18 protein-coding genes are annotated in these 20,862 nt (G+C 56.1%); 11 read left to right on the top strand and 7 right to left on the bottom strand.

Annotation, left to right across the window (positions count from 1 at the left end; translation table 11 throughout):
* The first annotated feature begins 16 nt into the window (after positions 1 to 16).
* The 3 genes from uvrD (at position 17) to Q3H59_RS19285 (ending at position 4,641) form a co-directional block, all read left to right on the top strand.
* Complete coding sequence (uvrD, locus tag Q3H59_RS19295) at positions 17 to 2,179, top strand: DNA helicase II (RefSeq protein WP_101763753.1); 2,163 nt, start codon at positions 17 to 19, stop codon at positions 2,177 to 2,179.
* Positions 2,180 to 2,489: 310 nt separating this feature from the next.
* A complete protein-coding gene (gene corA / locus Q3H59_RS19290; protein ID WP_008105777.1) occupies positions 2,490 to 3,443 on the top strand; it encodes a magnesium/cobalt transporter CorA in 954 nt (317 codons plus the stop codon).
* A gap of 145 nt (positions 3,444 to 3,588) precedes the next feature.
* Positions 3,589 to 4,641, top strand: a complete 1,053-nt coding sequence (locus Q3H59_RS19285; RefSeq protein WP_280172311.1) for an AbrB family transcriptional regulator — start codon at positions 3,589 to 3,591, stop codon at positions 4,639 to 4,641.
* On the opposite strand, the gene rarD is transcribed toward Q3H59_RS19285, so the two are convergent.
* Both rarD and Q3H59_RS19275 read right to left on the bottom strand, forming a co-directional pair.
* Complete coding sequence (rarD, locus tag Q3H59_RS19280) at positions 4,612 to 5,511, bottom strand: EamA family transporter RarD (protein WP_309836749.1); 900 nt, start codon at positions 5,509 to 5,511, stop codon at positions 4,612 to 4,614. The genes Q3H59_RS19285 and rarD overlap by 30 nt on opposite strands.
* Before the next feature lie 22 nt (positions 5,512 to 5,533).
* Positions 5,534 to 6,004 (bottom strand): thioesterase family protein, encoded by a 471-nt coding sequence (locus tag Q3H59_RS19275; RefSeq protein WP_101763750.1) that lies wholly within the window; start codon positions 6,002 to 6,004, stop codon positions 5,534 to 5,536.
* A 165-nt stretch (positions 6,005 to 6,169) separates the two neighbouring features.
* Here Q3H59_RS19275 and pldA point away from each other — a divergent pair, with 165 nt between their 5' ends.
* The 3 genes from pldA to rhtC are packed head-to-tail and all read left to right on the top strand — an operon-like array spanning position 6,170 to position 9,534.
* Positions 6,170 to 7,048 (top strand): phospholipase A, encoded by an 879-nt coding sequence (gene pldA / locus Q3H59_RS19270; protein WP_101763749.1) that lies wholly within the window; start codon positions 6,170 to 6,172, stop codon positions 7,046 to 7,048.
* Between the two features lie 23 nt (positions 7,049 to 7,071).
* A complete protein-coding gene (recQ, locus tag Q3H59_RS19265) occupies positions 7,072 to 8,898 on the top strand; it encodes an ATP-dependent DNA helicase RecQ (protein WP_101763748.1) in 1,827 nt (608 codons plus the stop codon).
* A 12-nt stretch (positions 8,899 to 8,910) separates the two neighbouring features.
* The gene (gene rhtC / locus Q3H59_RS19260; RefSeq protein ID WP_110867926.1) at positions 8,911 to 9,534 is read left to right on the top strand and encodes a threonine export protein RhtC; all 624 of its coding nucleotides are present in this window, start codon (positions 8,911 to 8,913) and stop codon (positions 9,532 to 9,534) included.
* Between the two features lie 137 nt (positions 9,535 to 9,671).
* Here the strand turns inward: rhtC and rhtB are convergent, their stop codons facing one another.
* Entirely contained in the window at positions 9,672 to 10,295 is a 624-nt protein-coding gene (gene rhtB / locus Q3H59_RS19255; RefSeq protein WP_101763746.1) for a homoserine/homoserine lactone efflux protein, read from the bottom strand.
* Between the two features lie 104 nt (positions 10,296 to 10,399).
* Here rhtB and pldB point away from each other — a divergent pair, with 104 nt between their 5' ends.
* Both pldB and yigL read left to right on the top strand, forming a co-directional pair.
* Positions 10,400 to 11,392 carry a lysophospholipase L2 gene (gene pldB / locus Q3H59_RS19250; RefSeq protein ID WP_101763745.1) on the top strand — a complete coding sequence of 331 codons (993 nt, stop codon included), beginning with the start codon at positions 10,400 to 10,402 and terminating at the stop codon, positions 11,390 to 11,392.
* Positions 11,393 to 11,429: 37 nt separating this feature from the next.
* Positions 11,430 to 12,230, top strand: a complete 801-nt coding sequence (gene yigL, locus Q3H59_RS19245; protein ID WP_309836394.1) for a sugar/pyridoxal phosphate phosphatase YigL — start codon at positions 11,430 to 11,432, stop codon at positions 12,228 to 12,230.
* 33 nt (positions 12,231 to 12,263) lie between these two features.
* On the opposite strand, the gene glpT is transcribed toward yigL, so the two are convergent.
* The gene (glpT, locus tag Q3H59_RS19240) at positions 12,264 to 13,604 is read right to left on the bottom strand and encodes a glycerol-3-phosphate transporter (protein ID WP_309836392.1); all 1,341 of its coding nucleotides are present in this window, start codon (positions 13,602 to 13,604) and stop codon (positions 12,264 to 12,266) included.
* A 336-nt stretch (positions 13,605 to 13,940) separates the two neighbouring features.
* Here glpT and Q3H59_RS19235 point away from each other — a divergent pair, with 336 nt between their 5' ends.
* Positions 13,941 to 14,810, top strand: coding sequence for a carboxylate/amino acid/amine transporter (locus Q3H59_RS19235; protein ID WP_277974370.1), 870 nt, complete (start codon positions 13,941 to 13,943; stop codon positions 14,808 to 14,810).
* A 133-nt stretch (positions 14,811 to 14,943) separates the two neighbouring features.
* On the opposite strand, the gene Q3H59_RS19230 is transcribed toward Q3H59_RS19235, so the two are convergent.
* Positions 14,944 to 15,423 (bottom strand): DUF1456 family protein, encoded by a 480-nt coding sequence (locus Q3H59_RS19230; protein ID WP_101763741.1) that lies wholly within the window; start codon positions 15,421 to 15,423, stop codon positions 14,944 to 14,946.
* A gap of 93 nt (positions 15,424 to 15,516) precedes the next feature.
* On the bottom strand, positions 15,517 to 16,449 hold the full coding sequence (gene metR / locus Q3H59_RS19225) for an HTH-type transcriptional regulator MetR (RefSeq protein ID WP_110867932.1): 933 nt from the start codon (positions 16,447 to 16,449) through the stop codon (positions 15,517 to 15,519).
* Positions 16,450 to 16,584: 135 nt separating this feature from the next.
* Here metR and metE point away from each other — a divergent pair, with 135 nt between their 5' ends.
* Positions 16,585 to 18,855 (top strand): 5-methyltetrahydropteroyltriglutamate--homocysteine S-methyltransferase, encoded by a 2,271-nt coding sequence (metE, locus tag Q3H59_RS19220; RefSeq protein ID WP_309836389.1) that lies wholly within the window; start codon positions 16,585 to 16,587, stop codon positions 18,853 to 18,855.
* Positions 18,856 to 18,897: 42 nt separating this feature from the next.
* Here the strand turns inward: metE and Q3H59_RS19215 are convergent, their stop codons facing one another.
* On the bottom strand, positions 18,898 to 19,734 hold the full coding sequence (locus Q3H59_RS19215; RefSeq protein WP_137384919.1) for a dienelactone hydrolase family protein: 837 nt from the start codon (positions 19,732 to 19,734) through the stop codon (positions 18,898 to 18,900).
* A gap of 301 nt (positions 19,735 to 20,035) precedes the next feature.
* On the opposite strand from Q3H59_RS19215, the gene udp reads away from it, so the two are divergent.
* Positions 20,036 to 20,797, top strand: coding sequence for a uridine phosphorylase (gene udp / locus Q3H59_RS19210; protein ID WP_101763737.1), 762 nt, complete (start codon positions 20,036 to 20,038; stop codon positions 20,795 to 20,797).
* Positions 20,798 to 20,862: the final 65 nt, after the last annotated feature.

Here is a 20,862-nt window from a genome sequence, read left to right as displayed (position 1 = left end):
TTCGCGAACGGTGCTTATGGACGTTTCTGATCTGCTTGACGGCTTGAATGACAAACAGCGCGAGGCGGTCGCCGCACCGCGCAGCAACCTGCTGGTGCTGGCCGGAGCAGGCAGTGGCAAAACCCGTGTGCTGGTGCATCGCATCGCCTGGCTGCTGTCGGTAGAGAACTGCTCGCCGTATTCGATTATGGCGGTGACCTTTACCAACAAAGCGGCGGCGGAAATGCGCCATCGTATCGATCAGCTGATCGGCACCAGCCAGGGCGGCATGTGGATTGGTACTTTCCACGGCCTGGCGCACCGTTTACTGCGCGCGCATCACCTTGATGCCGGTTTGCCGCAGGATTTCCAGATCCTCGACAGCGACGATCAGCTGCGTCTGCTGAAGCGCCTGATCAAAGCGATGAACCTTGATGAGAAACAGTGGCCTGCGCGTCAGGGCATGTGGTACATCAACGGCAAAAAAGATGAAGGCCTGCGGCCAAAACACATCGAAAGCTACGGCAATCCGGTTGAGCAAACCTGGCTGCGCATCTATCAGGCGTATCAGGAAGCCTGCGATCGCGCCGGATTAGTGGATTTCGCCGAGCTGCTGCTGCGCGCCCACGAACTCTGGCTTAACAAGCCGCATATCCTGAATCATTACCGCGAGCGTTTCAGCAACGTGCTGGTGGATGAATTCCAGGATACCAACAATATTCAGTACGCATGGATTCGCATGCTGGCGGGTGATAGCGGCCGCGTGATTATTGTTGGCGATGACGATCAGTCGATTTACGGCTGGCGCGGTGCGCAGGTGGAGAACATCCAGCGCTTCCTGCAGGATTTTCCCGGCGCGGAAACCATTCGCCTGGAGCAGAACTATCGCTCGACCAACAACATTCTGAAAGCGGCGAACACGCTGATCGCCAACAACAATGGCCGCCTCGGTAAAGAGCTGTGGACCGACGGCAGCGATGGTGAAAAGATCTCACTCTACTGCGCATTCAACGAGCTGGATGAAGCGCGCTTTGTGGTCAATCGCATCAAAAGCTGGCACGAGAACGGCAATGCGCTGCAGGATTGCGCCATTCTCTACCGCAGCAACGCCCAATCGCGCGTGCTGGAAGAGGCGCTGCTGCAAGGCAGCATGCCGTATCGCATTTATGGCGGCATGCGCTTCTTCGAGCGTCAGGAGATTAAAGATGCGCTGGCCTATCTGCGTTTAATGGCCAATCGCAATGACGATGCAGCCTTTGAGCGTGTGGTGAACACGCCGGTGCGCGGCGTCGGCGATCGTACCCTCGATGTGGTGCGCCAGACCGCGCGCGATCAGCAACTCACCTTGTGGCAGGCCACGCGCGAGCTGTTGCAGAACAAAGCCTTAGCCGGACGCGCCGCCTCAGCGCTACAACGCTTCTGCGAATTGGTCGATTCACTGGCCAGCGAAACCGCCGAGATGCCGCTGCATGTGCAAACCGATCGCGTGATTAAAGACTCCGGTTTATGGGTGATGTACGAGCAGGAGAAGGGCGAGAAAGGCCAGGCGCGTATTGAAAACCTTGAGGAACTGGTCACGGCAACGCGCCAGTTCAGCTATCAGGACGAAGACGAAGATTTGATGCCGCTGCAGGCATTCTTGTCACATGCGGCGCTGGAGGCAGGCGAAGGCCAGGCCGACAAATGGCAGGACGCGGTGCAGCTGATGACCATGCACTCGGCGAAAGGGCTGGAGTTCAGCCAGGTATTTATCGTCGGCATGGAAGAGGGCATGTTCCCGAGCCAGATGTCGCTGGATGAAGGCGGTCGTCTGGAAGAGGAGCGCCGTCTGGCTTACGTTGGCGTGACGCGTGCCATGGTCAAGCTGACGCTCACCTATGCTGAAAGCCGTCGTCTTTATGGTAAGGAAGTGTATCACCGTCCATCACGCTTCATCGGTGAGCTGCCGGAAGAGTGCGTGGAAGAGGTGCGTTTGCGCGCCAGCGTCAGCCGTCCGGTGAGCCATCAGCGCATGGGCACGCCCATCGCGCAAAATGACAGCGGCTTCACGCTCGGCCAGCGCGTGCGTCATGCCAAGTTCGGTGAAGGCACCATCATCAATCTCGAAGGCAGCGGTGAACACAGCCGTTTGCAAGTGGCGTTTCAGGGCCAGGGCATCAAGTGGCTGGTGGCGGCTTACGCCCGTCTGGAAACGGTGTAGCGCGGTTGCGCTACCTTGACGACTTTTTCGTCTCAGCGTAACATGCGCGCACTATTATCATGAGAGGACAATGCCTTGGACGCGCCCAGTCGATGCTGGCTCAATCACCTGTTTAACAGGAACTCCTAAGGTTACCTCTTTTAGCTGGTAGCCTTAGCGGTTAACAGCGACCTCCCTTTTTTACTCTCGTCGCGTGAGTTAGCACTGATTTACCCTTGAAGCGAAAGTTTCCGTGTTCAGGCTTCGCCGTGCCCGTAATTTACAGTGGTCACCGCCTTGTCCCATTCCGAAAAAATGGGGAGTTATTGCTATGCTGAGCGCATTTAAACTCGATCGTAATCGCCTGACGCGCATCGAGCTGGAAGAAGATAACGACAAACTCAACACGTCTGTTTGGGTCGATCTGATCGAACCTGACGACAGCGAACGCGATCGCGTGCAATGCGAGCTCGGCCAGAGCCTGGCGACGCGTCCGGAACTGGAAGACATCGAAGCCTCGGCGCGTTTCTTCGAAGACGAAGACGGCCTGCACATTCACTCCTTCTTCTTCTTTGAAGATGCCGAAGACCACGCTGGCAACTCCACCGTGGCATTCACCATCCGCGAAGATCGCCTGTATACGCTGCGCGAACGCGAACTGCCAGCTTTCCGTCTCTATCGCATGCGTGCGCGCAATCAGATGCTGACCGATGGCAACGCCTATGAGCTGCTGCTGGATTTGTTTGAGACCAAAATCGAACAGCTGGCGGATGAGATCGAGAACATCTATAGCGCGCTGGAGAAACTCAGCCGCGTGATCATGGAAGGCCAGCAGGGCGAAGAGTACGATCAGGCGCTGTCACGTCTGGCGGAGCTGGAAGATATCGGCTGGAAAGTGCGGTTATGTCTGATGGATACCCAGCGTGCCCTCAACTTCCTGGTGCGCAAAGCGCGTCTGCCGGGCAACCAGCTGGAGCAGGCGCGTGAAATCCTGCGCGATATCGAATCGCTGTTGCCGCATAACGAATCGCTGTTCCAGAAGGTCAACTTCCTGATGCAGGCGGCAATGGGCTTCATCAATATTGAGCAGAACCGCATCATCAAGATCTTCTCAGTGGTTTCGGTGGTATTCCTGCCGCCCACGCTGGTGGCATCCAGCTACGGCATGAACTTCGAGTTTATGCCGGAGCTGAAATGGAGCTTTGGTTATCCGGGCGCGATTAGCCTGATGATTCTCGCTGGCCTGGCGCCGTACCTCTATTTCAAACGCAAGAACTGGTTGTAACCGTTCTTAAGTCCAGGTCGTCATGAATGACGCCCCTACAAAACCGCTCATGACAAATGTAGGGGCGCCATTTATGGCGACCTGGTAGATAAACTTAAATTTTCTGCGTAACCTGTTGGCTCTGCTCACTATCTGATTCTCTCCTATGGCGCGCTTCTCACTGCGACTTCAGTGGACACTGCTGCTGATTGCTTCGTTAGTGCTGGGGATTATCCTCCAGCTGTTCCATCTTCCTGCGGCCTTGCTGCTTGGCCCGATGATCGTCGGCACCTTTATGGGCTTGTCCGGCGCGACTGTTCGCATCGATAAACGTTTCTTCGTGCTGGCACAAGCGGTGCTCGGCTGCATGATTGGCCAGAGCTTATCGCCGGGCATTCTCACACCGCTGATCCAGGATTGGCCGGTGGTGTTGGCGGTGCTGGTGCTGACGTTGGCGGCCAGCGGCCTGTCCGGCTTTCTTCTGGTACGCTTCAGTAGTTTGCCCGGCCCAACCGGCGCATGGGGATCGTCGCCTGGCGGCGCTTCGGCGATGGTGGCGATGGCCGGTGATTTCGGGGCGGATGTGCGGCTGGTGGCGTTTATGCAGTATCTGCGCGTGCTGTTTGTCGCCACCGCTGCGGCCGTGGTGGCGCGCATTGGCCTCGGCACCCACGGCGGTGCAGCTGAACTGGTGTGGTTTCCTGCGCTGCACAGCAGCTTTCTGCTGACGCTGCTGGTGATGGTCGCTGGTGCGTGGCTCGGCCAGAGGCTGCGAATTCCCTCTGGTGCCTTGCTGCTACCCGCGCTGATCGGTGCGATATTGCACGGCACCGATGTGGCGACTTTGCAGGTTCCGGAATGGCTGCTGGCGCTAGCCTATGCACTGATTGGCTGGAGCGTGGGATTGCGTTTCACCCGACCGATTTTCAAACTTGCGCTGCGAACGCTGCCGCAAATGTTGCTGTCGATTTTTGGTTTGATGCTGTTGTGCGGCGGATTAGCCTGGATGCTAACGCGCGTGCTACACGTCGATCTGATGACCGCCTATCTGGCAACCAGCCCGGGTGGGCTGGATACCGTGGCGATTATTGCGGCCGGCACGCGCGTCGATATGGCTTTTGTCATGGCGCTGCAGACGCTGCGTCTGTTCACCATTCTGCTTACCGGCCCGGCGCTGGCGCGTTTTATTTCACGCTACGCGCATGCGCGCCCGAGCTGAGAACGCAACCGCATCAATAATGAACACGGCGAGCGCCAGCCAGATAAAGCCGAAGGTCACCATTTTATCCGGCGTCAGGCGCTCGCCGTAGAACAGCACCGCCAGCAGGAACATCAGCGTCGGACCCAGATACTGGAAGAAACCGACGGTCGATAAGCGCAGACGCGCGCAGGCGGCAGCAAAAAACATCAGCGGAATGGTGGTGATAATGCCCGCCGCGACCAGCTTGAGATTGAGGCTCATGGCGTTGGCGCTGAGATGGCTGGTGGCGCTATCGGCAAAACCAAACAGGTAAATCGCCGCCAGCGGGAATAGCCACAGCGTTTCGATCAACATGCCACTTTGCGCATCGACCTGAATTTTTTTGCGCACCAATCCGTACAAAGCAAAACTCAACGCCAGGCCAAGCCCGATAATCGGCAGCGATCCAAACTGCCACAGCTGCACCAGCACGCCGGTGGTCGCCAGCAGTACCGCCAGCCACTGCAAGCGGCGGAAGCGTTCGCGCAGGAACAGCATGCCAAACACCACATTAATCAGCGGGTTGATAAAGTAGCCGAGGCTGGCTTCCAGCATGTGCTGATTGTTCACTGCCCAGATAAACAGCAGCCAGTTGCCGCCAATGGTGATGGCGGTCAGCGCCAGCAGCAGCACCTTTTTCGGCTGAGCCAATACGCTGCGTACCTGCGTCCAGCTACGCGTCAAAGTGATCAACAGCAGCATAAACAGTGCGGACCAAATCACGCGATGCGTCATGATCTCGGTGGCGGGTACCTCTTTGACCAGCTTGAAGTAGGCGGGGGCGATGCCCCAAATGAAGTAAGCGCCGAGCGCGTAGCCAATACCCTGGCGAGTTTGTTGCGAATCCATCATGTCATTCCAAAAGTACTGATTAGCCAATCATGTAGGTGGCGGTAGCGGTGGCGATGTAATCGCCTTGCTGGTTATGTAACTCCACGCGCGCCACAGCAACTTTGTTGCCGCCGCGCAGCAGGCTGCTGGTGGCGACAAAGCGCTCGCCACGGCCAGGGCGCAGATAATCCACGCGCATATCGATGGTGCCCATGCGCGACAGGCGCTGACGCAGCTCTTCCTCGGTAATGCTCTCCTGACGCGTCAGCGCATAGCTGACACACACCAGCCCGGCCGCGACATCGAGCACTGAAGCGATCACGCCGCCGTGCAGAATCTGCTGCGCTGCGTTGCCGACCAGCATGGTTTTATTGGCGAAGCCGAGTTCGGCATAATCCGCTTCCAGTCGATCCAGCTCTAATCCGAGCGCCTGATTGAAGGGCATGTGATAAACAAAGATTTCGCCAATCAGACGACGCGCTTCCTGCTGTGTCAGCAACGGGGATGACATAATGCCTGCCTTAAAATGTTAACGAGTTGTGTATATTATGCCGCGTTCGAGCCGCTTTCCAGTTTCGGAAATCGGCGCTGATCAACCGCAGGTTTTGCGTGTAGAATGGCCTGCTTTTTGAACCGTCACTTGACGATTACGACACGCAGTTCTCTGGAGAATTCTATGCGTAAGCATTACGCCTTGCTGGCCGCGGCGCTGATCCTTCCTGGCCTGGCGCAGGCTGAAGAAGCCACGATAAAAGAGGTTCATGATGCACCGGCAGTGAAGGGCAGCATTATCGCTAACCTGCTGGAGAAACACGATAACCCGTTCGTGCTTTATCCTTACGAAAACAACTATCTGCTCTACACCTACACCAGCGACATGAACAAAGAGGCGATCTCTTCGTACAACTGGGCAGACAAAGCTAAAAATGATGAAGTAAAATTCCAGCTCAGCCTGGCGTTTCCGCTGTGGCGCGGCATTTTAGGCGATAACTCGGTGCTGGCGGCGTCCTATACTCAGCGCTCGTGGTGGCAGCTCTCGAACCGTGGTGCGTCATCACCGTTCCGTGAAACCGATTATGAGCCACAAATTTTCCTCGGCTGGGCCACCGATTACACCTTCGCAGGCTGGACCTTACGCGATGTGGAAACCGGCTTAGTGCATCAGTCGAACGGCCGCAGCGAGCCGACCTCACGCAGCTGGAACCGCGTTTACGCGCGCTTCATGGCGCAGAACGGCAATCTGCTCGCAGAGATCAAACCCTGGTATCGTCTGCCTGAAAGTGAAAGCAATGACGATAACCCGGACATTACCAAATACATGGGTTACTACCGCGCCAAGCTCGGCTACATGATGGGCGAGAACATTTTCAGCGTGGAAGGTAACTACAACTGGAACAGCGGCTTTGGCGGTGCAACCTTCGCCTGGAGCTACCCGATCTCTGAACACGTGCGCTTTTACACGCAGGTCTTCAGCGGTTATGGTGAATCATTGATCGACTATAACCATCGCCAGACGCGCTTCGGCGTGGGCGTGACGCTCAACGATCTGTTCTAACCCGCAACAAAGACAGGATTACCGTGGCAACATCGGCAGTGCTTAATCAGGAAATGCTGGCGCAGCAGGTATTACAAGATACCTTCGGCTATCAGCAGTTCCGCCCAGGTCAGCAAAACATCATCGAAACCGCCCTGTCAGGACGCGATTGTCTGGTGGTGATGCCGACTGGCGGCGGCAAATCGCTGTGCTATCAAATCCCGGCGCTGGTGCGCGAAGGGCTGACGCTGGTGGTTTCACCGCTGATTTCACTGATGAAAGATCAGGTCGATCAGCTGCTGGCCAACGGCGTGGCTGCAGCGTGCCTCAACTCGACGCAGACGCGTGAGCAGCAGCAGCAGGTGTTTGCGGATTGTCGTACCGGCAAGCTCAAGCTGCTGTATATCGCGCCTGAACGTCTGATGATGGACAATTTCCTCGACAGCCTGCACCAGTGGAATCCGGTGATGCTGGCGGTGGATGAAGCGCACTGTATTTCGCAGTGGGGCCACGATTTCCGTCCGGAATATGGCTCGATCGGCCAGCTGCGTCAGCACTTCCCTGATTTGCCGGTCATGGCATTGACCGCCACCGCCGATGAAACCACGCGTAACGATATCGTCCATCTGCTGCAGATGGACGATCCGCTGATTCAAATCAGCAGCTTTGACCGCCCCAATATTCGCTACACGCTGGTGGAGAAATTCAAACCCACTGAGCAACTTCTGCGTTATGTGCAGGATCAGCGCGGCAAAAGCGGCATCATTTACTGTAACAGCCGCGCCAAAGTGGAAGACACCGCCGCGCGCCTGCAGAGCCGTGGTTTGAGCGTTGGCGCGTATCACGCCGGCATTGATAGCGCGCAGCGTGCCAGCGTGCAGGAAGCTTTTCAGCGTGACGATCTGCAAATCGTGGTCGCCACCGTGGCGTTCGGGATGGGCATTAACAAACCCAACGTGCGCTTTGTGGTGCACTTCGATATTCCGCGCAACATCGAATCCTATTATCAGGAAACCGGCCGCGCCGGGCGCGATGGCCTGCCTGCCGAAGCGATGATGCTTTACGATCCGGCCGACATGGCGTGGCTGCGTAAATGTCTGGAAGAGAAAGTGCCCGGCCCGTTGCAGGATATAGAACGCCACAAACTCAATGCGATGGGCGCGTTTGCTGAAGCGCAAACCTGTCGTCGTCTGGTGTTGCTGAACTATTTCGGCGAAGGTCGCCAGCAGCAGTGCGATAACTGCGATATCTGCCTCGATCCGCCGCGTCGCTACGACGGTTTGCTGGAGGCGCAAAAGGCGCTGTCGAGCATCTATCGTACCGGCCAACGCTTTGGAATGGGCTATATTGTTGAAGTTTTGCGCGGCGCCAGCAATCAGCGCATTCGCGACAACGGCCACGACAAACTGCCGGTGTACGGCCTGGGCCGCGAGCACAGCCACGAACACTGGATCAGCGTGCTGCGTCAGCTGATTCACCTCGGGATGGTAACGCAAAACATCGCCATGCATTCGGCGCTGCAACTCACCGAAGCGGCGCGTCCGGTATTACGTGCGGAAGTGCCGCTGATGCTGGCGGTGCCGCGTATCGTGACGGTGAAAACGCGCGGCAGCAGTTCGCCGAAAGTGCACAGCGGCAATTATGATCGCCAGCTGTTTGCCAAGCTGCGTAAGCTGCGCAAAGCAATTGCCGATGAAGAGAATATTCCGCCGTACGTGGTGTTTAACGATGCCACGCTGATTGAAATGGCAGAACAAATGCCGATTAGCGCGTCAGAAATGCTCAGCGTGAACGGCGTCGGTCATCGCAAACTGGAGCGTTTTGGTAAGCCGTTCCTGGTGATGATCAAAGAACATGTTGATGAAGGTTAAAGGAAAAAATTCATGCTGATGTTATTCGCCACCGTCGCGCTGGTGCATCTGGTTGCGCTGATGAGTCCCGGCCCGGACTTCTTCTTTGTGTCGCAAACGGCGGCGAGCCGCTCGCGCAAAGAGGCGATGATGGGCGTTCTGGGCATTACGCTGGGTATTGTGATCTGGGCCGGAGTGGCGCTGATGGGCCTGCATCTGATCCTGGAAAAAATGGCCTGGCTGCATGAAATCATTATGGTCGGCGGCGGATTGTATCTGCTGTGGATGGGCTGGCAGCTGATGCGCTCAGCGCGTCAACGTCATAAGCAGCCACAATCGGAAGCGCCGGTGGTTGAGCTGCCGAAAAAGGGCATGAGCTTCCTGAAAGGTTTCCTGACTAACCTGTCGAACCCAAAAGCGATCATCTACTTCGGTAGCGTATTCTCATTGTTTGTTGGCAACGACGTTGGCGCGATGGAGCGCTGGGGGTTGTTCCTGCTGATTATCGGAGAGACGTTCGCGTGGTTTACGCTGGTGGCGGCGATTTTCGCTATGCCGTGGATGCGTGATAAGTATCAGCGAATGGCGAAGTGGGTGGATGGTATGGCGGGCGTGTTGTTCGCCGGTTTTGGCATTCACCTCATCATTTCACGTTAAGCCTGGTTTACTTGCCATTTCGGTACCGGGCAGTGCTCGCCCTCCTCACGTACGACGTGTACGCTCCGGGGGCTGCGCGCTGGCCGGCACCGAACTGGCTGCGCCACCAACGGCTTTGAAGTGGGTGCGATTTTCTTTTACGCCATTCTGCGTGCGCTGGCTAGCAGCGCGCCTACTGCCATAAACAATCCACCAAAGGTGCGGTTCAGCAGCTTCATCTGCTTCGGGCCTTTAATCCAGCCGGCGATACGCGTTGCCAGCGTGGCGTAACCAATCATTACGATGATATCGACCACAATGGTGGTCACGCCCAGCACCAGATATTGCATGAGCTGCGGCTGGTGCGGCTGAATAAACTGCGGGAACAGCGCAGCGAGAAACACGATGCTTTTCGGGTTGGTGAGGTTTACCAACACGGCACGCTTAAACAGGCGGCGACGCGGCATCGCTTTGGCAACGGCGTCGAGGTCGATGCCACCCGCCGAGCGCCACTGCTGAATGCCCAGCCATACCAGATAGGCTGCACCGGCCCACTTCAGGACTTCAAACGCCAGAATCGATTGGGAAAACAGCGCACCTAAACCGGCGCCGACCAGCACAATATGAATGGCCAGACCCAGCTGCAAGCCGGTAATCGATGCCGCTGCGCCGCGATAGCCGTGACTGATGCCGGTGCTCATGGTGTTGATCGCGCCGGAGCCGGGTGAAAGGCTGAGGATGGTTGTGGTCAGCAGATAGGTTAACCACCATTCAATGGTCATGTGTGACATTCCCTGAAGTTAGCGAAGTGTGACACAATACGACAGAAAATCGCCGCACGCTACGCAGCACAGGCGCGCAAATCACGTTTTTTTCAGGGGGACGGATGCAGCAGCATAAACAGAGTTGGCTCGGACGTGAGCGAGGCTTTTCGGCCTTTGCCACCGGTCCGCTGCTCGACTTCTGGCGTCGCCGTGAAGAGTGTGAATTTACCGGCGTCGGCAACCTGAAGATTCGCTACGTCCGTTTCACCTCACCGCAACATCGCCGTGTCATTCTGGTCGTGCCTGGCCGCATTGAGAGCTACATCAAGTATCCCGAACTGGCTTACGACCTGTTCATGTGCGGCTACGATGTGGTGATTCTCGACCATCGCGGTCAGGGACGCTCTGAACGTCTGCTGGAAGATTCGCATCGCGGCCATGTGGTGGAATTTGGCGACTACGTTGACGACCTGGAAACGCTGTATCTGAAAGAGATCGTGAGTCCACATTATCAGCAGCGCTACGTGCTGGCCCACTCGATGGGCGGCGCGATTTTAGCGCTGTTTCTGGCGCGTCAGCCGCAGGCGTTTCATGCTGCGGTGTTCTCCGCGCCGATGTTTGGCATTGTGCTGCCGCTGCCCGACTGGATGGCGCACCGCATTCTGGACTGGACCGAGAAACTGCCGGCGCTGCGTGAAGGTTACGCGCTGGGCACCGGGCGCTGGCGCGCCAATCCGTTTGGCATCAACCGCCTGACGCATAGCCGCGAACGCTATCGCCGTAACCTGCGTTTTTACGCCGACGATCCGGCAATTCGCGTCGGTGGCCCCACTTATCACTGGGTGCGCGAAGGCGTGCAGGCCGGGCGGGACATCTTCAATCAGGTAGCGAACATCACCACGCCGACCTTGCTGCTGCAGGCCAGTGAAGATGATGTGGTGGATAACCGCTCACAAAATCTATTTTGTACGGCGATGGCCGCAGCAGGACATCCCTGCGCGGGCAACGCGCCGTATGTGATCAAAGGAGCGCGTCATGAGATCTTGTTTGAAACAGACGCGATGCGTGCCGAAGCGCTAAACGCGGTGGTCGATTTCTTTGAACGCCACGCTTAATCAATTTTACTTTCCGATATCAACACCCGAGGTTTACATGTATCACATCGTCGCATCCGACCTGGATGGCACGCTGCTCTCTCCGGACCATCGCCTGACGCCGTTCGCGCGCACCACGCTGCAGGAACTGGTGGCGCGTGATATCCACTTTGTCTTTGCCACCGGCCGTCACTATATCGACGTCGGACAGATGCGCGATAAGCTCGGCATTCCGGCTTACATGATCACGTCTAATGGCGCACGCGTGCACAATGCCGCAGGTGAACTGGTGTTCAGCCACAATCTTGACGCCGACATCGCCAGCGATCTGTATGGCCTGCAATATCATGACGAGCATATCCTGACGCACGTCTATCGCGACGATGAGTGGTTCATGAGCCGTCATCGTCCGGATGAGCAGGACTATTTCCGTGAATCGGTGTTTAACTATCAGGTTTACCAGCCGGGCATGCTGCCGACTGATGGCATCAGCAAAGTGTTCTTCACCTGCGAAGATCCGGAGCGGTTGATTCCCATGGAGCAGGCGATTGAAGCGCGCTGGAGCGATCGCGTGAATGTCAGCTTCTCGCTGCCAACGTGTCTGGAAGTGATGGCGGGCGGCGTTTCCAAAGGTCACGCGCTGGAAGCGGTAGCGAAACAGCTCGGCCACTCGCTGAAAGCGTGCATCGCCTTTGGCGACGGCATGAATGATGTGGAGATGCTCAGCATGTCGGGCAAAGGCTGCATCATGCGCAATGCGCAGCAGCGTTTGAAAGATACCTTGCCGACGCTGGAAGTGATTGGCAGCAACGCGGATGACGCCGTGCCGCACACGCTGCGTAAACTGTTCCTCGCCTAGAAAAAAGGGCCGGTCATCACCGGCCCTTTTTAGTTATGCCAACTGTTTCTTGTGTTTGTGCTCACTGACCATGGTGAGCAGCAGCAGAATCACTGCCAGCACCGATCCGCCAATCATCACAATGAATCCGCCGTCCCAGCCGAAATAATCCACGGTGTAACCGACAATCGCACTCGCCGCAACCGATCCGCCGAGATAGCCAAACAGCCCGGTAAAGCCCGCTGCCGTTCCGGCCGCTTTTTTCGGTGCCAGTTCCAGCGCGTGCAAGCCAATCAGCATCACAGGACCGTAAATCAGGAAGCCGATCACAATCATGCACAGCATGTCGATGCCTGGATTGCCTGGAGGATTCAGCCAGTACACCACGGTAGCGATGGTCACCAAAGTCATAAAGAACACGCCGGTCGCGCCACGGTTGCCGCGGAACACTTTGTCCGACATCCAGCCGCACAGCAGCGTGCCGGGAATACCGGCATATTCGTAAAAGAAGTAGGCCCACGAGGATTTATCCAGCGTGAAGTGCTTCACCTCTTTCAGGTAGGTCGGCGACCAGTCGAGAATGCCGTAACGCAGCAGGTACACAAACACGTTCGCCAGTGCGATGTACCACAGCAGCTTGTTGGGCAGAATGTACAGCATGAAAATCTGCTTCGCCGTCAGCTCCTGCTCGTGATCCTCGTTGTAATCCGGCGGATAATCATTTTTCCACGCTTCAATCGGCGGTAAACCGCAAGATTGTGGTGTGTCACGCATCAAGGCGAAGGCGATAATCGCGATGAGGATGGCGCCAAACGCCGGCATATACAGCGCGGCTTTCCAGTCGTTAAACCACGCCATGCCGAGCAGGAACAGCAGCGGAGGAATACCGCCGCCGACGTTATGCGCGCAGTTCCACACCGACACAATTCCGCCGCGCTCTTTCTGCGACCACCAGTGCACCATGGTGCGTCCGCACGGCGGCCAGCCCATGCCCTGGAACCAGCCGCACAGGAACAGCAGCACAAACATCACCATGATGCTGGAGGTGGCCCACGGCACGAACCCCATCACCAACATTACCGCTGCGGCAAGGATCAATCCGGCGGGCAAAAACACGCGCGGATTCGAGCGGTCTGAGACCGAGCCCATAATGAATTTCGAGAAGCCGTAAGCGATGGAAATGCCCGATAGCGCAAAGCCGAGATCGCCGCGCGAGAAGCCTTGTTCCACCAGATAAGGCATTGCCAGCGCAAAGTTTTTACGCACCAAATAGTAGGCGGCATAGCCAAAAAATATTCCCAGGAAAATCTGCCAGCGCAGACGACGATAAAGCGGATCAACACGATCATCGGCCACTTGTGGGCGATGCGGTGCAGGTTTGAAAATACTCAACATGAGTGTGGCCCTCCAGGGCGCGATATAGTTATGAGTTCCCAGCAGGTTGGGGCAAAAACAGGCAGTAAAAATGGCAAAGCGAAGTTTCCATTTCGCGCAAAGGATAGTGATGGTCACGCGCAGTTACTGTGACATGTGACACATATGTTACAGTTTTATGACAATGGAGAGCGAAAAAAACCAGGAAATGTTGTATTTCGCGCATTTTTAGCCGGTCGTAAAAATGAGGTTCGAAAATTATTCGTCGTTATTTTATCCACTTGTAAACCAGATAGTTCACCCCGATTTCGACAGTTTGTTTACACTAGCGCCACTGTTCATTTTGGGATCGTTACCGTGCCGTTACTGATCGTTACCACCATTCTGTGGGCCTTTTCCTTCAGTTTGATCGGGGAATACCTTGCTGGTCAGGTGGATTCCTGGTTCTCTGTTTTGATGCGTCTGGCGCTCGCCGCCATCGTTTTCCTGCCGTTCCTGCGCTGGCGCGGTTACCGTGCTTCCACCATCCTGCTGTATATGCTGGTGGGCATGCTGCAGCTTGGCATCATGTATTTATTAAGCTTTGAGGCTTATCTGTATCTTAGCGTGACCGAGTTCCTGCTGTTCACCGTGATGACGCCGCTGTATGTCACGCTGATCTACGATTTGCTCAGCCGACGTCCGCTGCGTATCGGCTATGCCTTCAGCGCGCTACTGGCGGTAATTGGTGCGGCGATTATTCGTTACGACAAAGTCAGCGACCATTTCTGGTTTGGCTTGCTGCTGGTACAGGCGGCAAACATCTGCTTCGCCATCGGCATGGTGGGCTACAAACGCCTGCAGGAAACTCGCCCGATGCCGCAGCACACCGCATTTTCGTGGTTCTATCTGGGCGCGGTGATGATCGCGGTGATCGCCTGGAGCTTGTGGGGCAATCCGAACAAACTGCCGACCACGTCGCTGCAGTGGGGCATTCTGGTGTGGCTGGGCGTGGCGGCTTCAGGTTTGGGTTACTTCATGTGGAACTACGGCGCTACGCAGGTGGATGCTGGCACGCTGGGTATTATGAACAACATGCATGTGCCAGCGGGCTTGCTGGTGAATCTGGCGATCTGGCAGGAGAAACCGCATTGGCCAAGTTTTCTCGCCGGTGCCGCCGTGATTTTCGCATCCCTTTATGTGCACAAACGCTGGGTGCTAGGCAAGACGGCCCAAAGCAACGCATAGGCTAAAAGGGAAGGGATAGCGCGGCAGAGGAGCAAAGCATCCGAGCCATGGATGGCGAGGCTGATCCACAGGGAAGTGGTTTCCCTTTGCGATCTGCCGCGCTATCCCTGACCCGGCTCGAACAAAGAAGCGATTAACCCTTCTTAGCCGGCCCCGGACGATGAATCATCGTCAACCCTTTCAGGAAATTACGCAGAATCTGATCGCCGCATTCGCGGAAATTTTTATGATCCGGGTTGCGGAAAATCGCGCCAACCTCAGCCTGTGAAATCTTGAAGTTCGCTTTCAGCAGCACATCCGGAATATCGGTGGTCTTCAGCTCAAAGGCGATACGCAATTTCTTCATGAAAATGTTGTTATTCATGCGGCGCTCAATCGAAGGCGCGGGCGCATCTTCACTCTTACCGCGACGGTAAAAAATCAGACCGTTAAGGAAATAGCCCATCAATACATCTGGCAGCTTGCGAAACGCGGCATCGTCATCTTTCTTCATCCACGCCTGCACGTCTTCCAGCGGCACTTCACTTCCCGCCAGGGCAAAAATCTCCACCACTTTGCTATCGCTCAAATCCAGCATATAGCGCACGCTGCGCAGAACATCGTTACTCATCATGGTGAAACTCTCTTGGTCGCGGGTTGAGGCGGCGCATTATAGAGCAGGCGGGGCAGGGATAATAGCGCGGGCGACCTTCGCCGCCCAACAACATCAGGATGAGGTGATTTGCAGTGAGCCGGGACGCGCGGCATCGCGCACGAAGGGCAGATGTTCACAGGCGTGCTGACGGGCAAACCGCACAAAGGCTTCCATTACCGGTTGACGCTGCTCGCCTTCGCGTACGGCGGCATACAAGCGGCTCCACAAACCATTGCCTAAGGTCTTGGTCACCACCAAACCCTGCTGCTCAAAATTCTCTACTACCCAATGTGGCAACGCGGCGATGCCCATGCGCGCCGACACCATCTGAATCAGCAGCAGCGTGTTATCGACGCTCTTCAAGGCTGGACTGACGCCCGCAGGCTGCAGGAAATGGCGCCACACATCCAAACGCTGACGCTGCACCGGATAAATCATCAGCACTTCATCGGCCATATCTTCCGGAGCAATGTGCTCAAGCTGCGCCAAAGGATGATCCGGTGCCATCACCAAACGCACTTCAAAATCGAACATCGGTGAATAAAACAATCCACTGCGCGGCAAAATATCGGAGGTCAACACCACATCCAGCTCGCCCTGTTGCAACGCGGGTTGCGGATCAAAGGTCACGCCGGATTTGAAATCCATCACCACCTGCGGCCAGCTCTGGCGGAAATTATTTAGCGCGGGCGTCAGCCACTGAATACAGCTGTGACACTCAATGGCGATACGCAACGTGGCCTGATGCGGCTCATGACACGCCTGCAAAGCCTGCTGAATCTGCGGTAAAACCTGCTCAGCCAACTGCAGCAAAATCTCTCCCTGCGGCGTAAAACGCAGCGGCTGGCTTTTACGCACAAACAGGCGAAAACCCAGCCGCTGCTCCAGATCGCTGAACTGGTGGGATAACGCCGATTGCGTCTGATGAAGCTGGGAGGCGGCGGCAGCTAACGAGCCGGTGTTCCGTAACGCCTGCAGCGTCCGCAGGTGTTTGAGTTCGATCATGAGAATCCTTCACATCGAGATTGAACAAATTGCGCTTGAGGAACATACAGTACCCGCAGATTATGGCGGTGTAAACATCTGGACGGCTAAACATCTCTGCCCCCTATTCAGTTAAGAATATCTGGAGAACAGAAAATGACCATTCTGAACCATACTCTCGGTTTCCCTCGCGTTGGATTGCGTCGTGAATTGAAAAAAGCACAGGAAAGCTATTGGGCAGGTAAAAGCTCACAGGAAGAGCTACTGGCGGTGGGGCGTGAACTGCGCGCCCGTCACTGGCAACAGCAGAAAGAGGCGGGCGTGGATCTGCTGCCAGTGGGCGATTTCGCCTGGTACGATCACGTACTTACCACCAGCCTGCTGTTGGGTAACGTGCCAGCTCGTCACCAAAATCAGGATGGCTCGGTCGATCTCGACACGCTGTTCCGCCTTGGCCGTGGCCGCGCACCAAGCGGTGAACCGGCGGCAGCGGCGGAAATGACCAAATGGTTCAACACCAACTATCACTACATGGTGCCGGAATTCACTCAAGGGCAGCAGTTCAAACTGACCTGGACTCAGTTGCTGGATGAGGTTGATGAAGCGCTGGCGCTCGGGCACAAGATTAAACCGGTGCTGCTGGGTCCGGTTACCTATTTGTGGCTGGGTAAAGTGAAAGGTACGCCGTTCGACCGCCTGTCACTGCTTAAAGACATTCTGCCGGTTTACCAACAGGTGCTGGCTGAACTGAAAAAACGCGGCATCGAATGGGTACAAATCGATGAGCCAGCACTGGCGCTGGAACTGCCGCAAGCGTGGCGCGATGCCTTCAAACCGGCTTACGACGCGCTGCAGGGCGAAAGCAAATTGCTGCTCACCACCTATTTCGACAGCATCGGTCAGAATCTCGACGTGATCAAAGCGCTGCCGGTGCAAGGTCTGCATGTTGACCTGGTCCACGGCAAAGACGACATCCAACAGGTGAACCAGCAGATTCCCGCGGATTGGCTGCTCTCCGTCGGCGTAATCAATGGCCGTAACGTCTGGCGTGCCGATCTCAGCAGCTGGTTTACGCGCCTGCAGCCGCTGGTGGGGCAGCGTCAACAATTGTGGATTGGATCATCCTGCTCACTGCTGCACAGCCCAATCGACCTCAGCGTGGAAACGCGCCTCGATGAGGAAGTGAAAAGCTGGTTCGCCTTTGCTCTGCAGAAGTGCACTGAGCTTGCACTGCTGAGTCATGCACTGAACAACAACGATGCCGCTTCGTTGGTTGAGTGGAGCGCACCGATTCGTGCGCGTGCCAACTCCACGCGCGTTCACAATGCCGCAGTCGGCGAGCGTCTGGCGAAAATTCAGGCCAGAGACGTTGAACGTGCCAGCAGCTACTCCGAGCGTGCCAAAGCGCAGCGTCACCGCTTTAACCTGCCAGCGTGGCCGACCACCACCATAGGTTCATTCCCGCAAACCACCGAAATTCGCGGCCTGCGCCTCGACTTTAAAAAAGGCAACATTGATGGTGGAAACTATCGCACTGGCATCGCCGAACACATCAAACAGGCGATTGTGGAGCAGGAACGTTTGGGCCTCGACGTGCTGGTGCATGGCGAAGCAGAACGTAACGACATGGTGGAATACTTCGGCGAAAACCTCGACGGCTTCGTATTCACCCAAAACGGCTGGGTACAGAGCTACGGCTCACGCTGCGTTAAACCGCCGATCATCATCGGCGACGTAAGCCGTCCGCAAGCCATCACCGTTGAGTGGGCGAAATACGCGCAGTCGCTGACCGATAAACCGGTGAAAGGCATGCTGACTGGTCCTGTGACGATTCTCTGCTGGTCGTTCCCGCGTGAAGATGTAAGCCGTGAAACCATCGCTAAACAGATTGCGCTGGCGCTGCGTGATGAAGTGGAAGATCTGGAAAAAGCCGGTATTGGCATTATTCAGATTGATGAACCGGCACTGCGCGAAGGCCTGCCGCTGCATCAGTCCGATTGGGCGGCGTACCTGACTTGGGCGGTGGATGCGTTCCGTCTCAATGCCGCCGTGGCGCAGAATGAAACCCAGATCCATACCCACATGTGTTACTGCGAGTTCAATGACATCATGGACTCGATTGCCGCGCTGGATGCGGACGTTATCACCATCGAAACCTCACGTTCCGATATGGATCTGCTGGATACCTTTAAGGAGTTCGACTATCCCAACGAAATCGGTCCGGGCGTGTATGAGATTCACTCACCAAACGTGCCGAGCGTGGAGTGGATAGAAGAGTTGCTGCGTAAAGCGGCGCAGAGCATCCCGGCAGAACGTCTGTGGGTTAACCCGGATTGTGGCCTAAAAACGCGTGGCTGGGCGGAAACCCGTCAGGCGCTGGCGAACATGGTAAAAGCGGCGCAGAACCTGAGGGGTGAAACGGTTTAGTCGTTAAGAATGAAATTGGGGGCGCATACGCGCCCCTTTTTATTACGCGTTCGGTGCTACGCCATATTGCGCGAACCACGCCAGCATGCGTTGCCAGCCATCTTTGGCGGAATCAGCGTGATAGCTCGCACGATAATCCGCGTTGAAAGCATGTCCCGCATCCGGATACACCACGATCTCCGCTTTAGCATTGGCGGCATGCAGCGCCTGTCGCATCTTATCAATGCTCTCCAGCGGGATGCTCTCATCCTGACCACCGTAAAGACCCAGCACCGGCGCATTCAGATCCACCGCGATATCGATCGGGTGCTTCTGTTGCTTCAGCGTCTTCTCACCGTCTAAACGGCCATACCACGCCACCGCTGCGCGAACCTGCGGATTGTGCGCGGCAAACAGCCAGCTAATGCGTCCGCCCCAGCAGAAACCGGTAATCGCCAGGCGACGGATATCACCATCGTGGCGCGTGGCCCAGTTGGCCACATGATCGAGATCGGACAACACCTGCGAATCCGGAACTTTGCTCACCAGCTCTTTGAACAGCGTGGGAATGTCGTGGTAATCGTTGGGATCGCCTTCACGGAAATAGAGTTCCGGAGCAATCGCCAGATAACCTTCCAACGCCAGACGGCGGCAGACATCGCGGATATGCTCGTGCACCCCGAAAATCTCCTGCACCACCAACACAACCGGCAAGGTGCCTTGATACTCTTTTGGTCGGGCGTAATAGGCGGGCAGATTTTCGCCCTGGCTCGCAACTGAGGTCTCGCCAGCATGAATCGCGTCGCTGCCGGTAATAATGGTGCTGCTTGCGGTGGGCTGAACGGCCGGTGCAAAGCCGCCGGGTGCCGTTTTTTGTGCCATATTGTCTTCGGTTTTCATTGTTCTCTCCGTGCTAGCAAATGCGCAATCACGTAACTATAGCCTGGCGAAGTGAAGCAAGGCTGGCGTAGGGTGCAGAGGGATTTTTTCACGTGTGCTGCTTCTCTATTAACATTGCCAACAACACTTACACAGCACCGCTTGTAGCAATTCAGAATTGCACAGCGTTAATGTGTGATTTATGTCACATAATGTTTTTCTGATAATGTAAGTTTCATTATCGATGGTGAATTGAGTCACATATTTATGCCGCCTGCTCACGTAGAGTGGCGCGCTCATCCCCAATTATCAGGAGTCTGTTATGGCCCAGTCTGACGTTTTCCACCTTGGCATTACTAAAGCTGATTTGAAAGGAGCCACGTTGGCCATCGTGCCTGGCGATCCTGAGCGCGTAAAGAAAATCGCCGCGCTGATGGACAATCCACAGCATCTGGCTTCACACCGTGAATTCACCAGCTATCTGGCCGAAGTGGATGGCAAACCGGTTGTGGTGTGCTCCACCGGTATCGGCGGACCTTCAACGTCAATTGCGGTTGAAGAGCTGGCGCAACTGGGTGTGCGCACCTTCCTGCGGGTTGGCACCACTGGCGCTATTCAGCCGCATATTAATGTGGGCGATGTGCTGGTCACTACCGCTTCGGTACGCCTCGACGGTGCCAGCCTGCACTTTGCGCCGATGGAGTTCCCGGCCGTGGCTGATTTCACCTGCACCACCGCGCTGGTGGCAGCGGCAGAAGCGTGCGGCGCGAAAACCCACATTGGGATTACCGCCTCATCTGACACCTTCTATCCAGGCCAGGAACGCTACGACACTTTCTCCGGTCGTGTGGTGAATCGCTTCCAGGGCTCAATGGAAGAGTGGCAGCAAATGGGCGTCCTCAACTATGAGATGGAATCCGCTACACTGTTAACCATGTGCGCCAGTCAGGGACTGCGTGCCGGCATGGTGGCTGGCGTCATCGTGAACCGTACGCAAAAAGAGATCCCGGATGCCGCGACCATGAAGCAGACCGAAAGTGATGCGGTGAAAATTGTGGTTGAAGCCGCGCGTCGCTTAATTTAGTGCGCCAGTCAGGGATGAATTCGAGACCAGGCTTATAAGGAATCCCGCTATTTCCTGATTAGAAT

Origin of the sequence: Pantoea sp. SORGH_AS_0659 (assembly GCF_031453915.1) — a bacterium.
GTDB lineage: Bacteria > Pseudomonadota > Gammaproteobacteria > Enterobacterales > Enterobacteriaceae > Pantoea > Pantoea leporis.
Note: the sequence above shows the minus strand (reverse complement) of the source record. Positions and strands in the feature narration are given on the sequence as shown.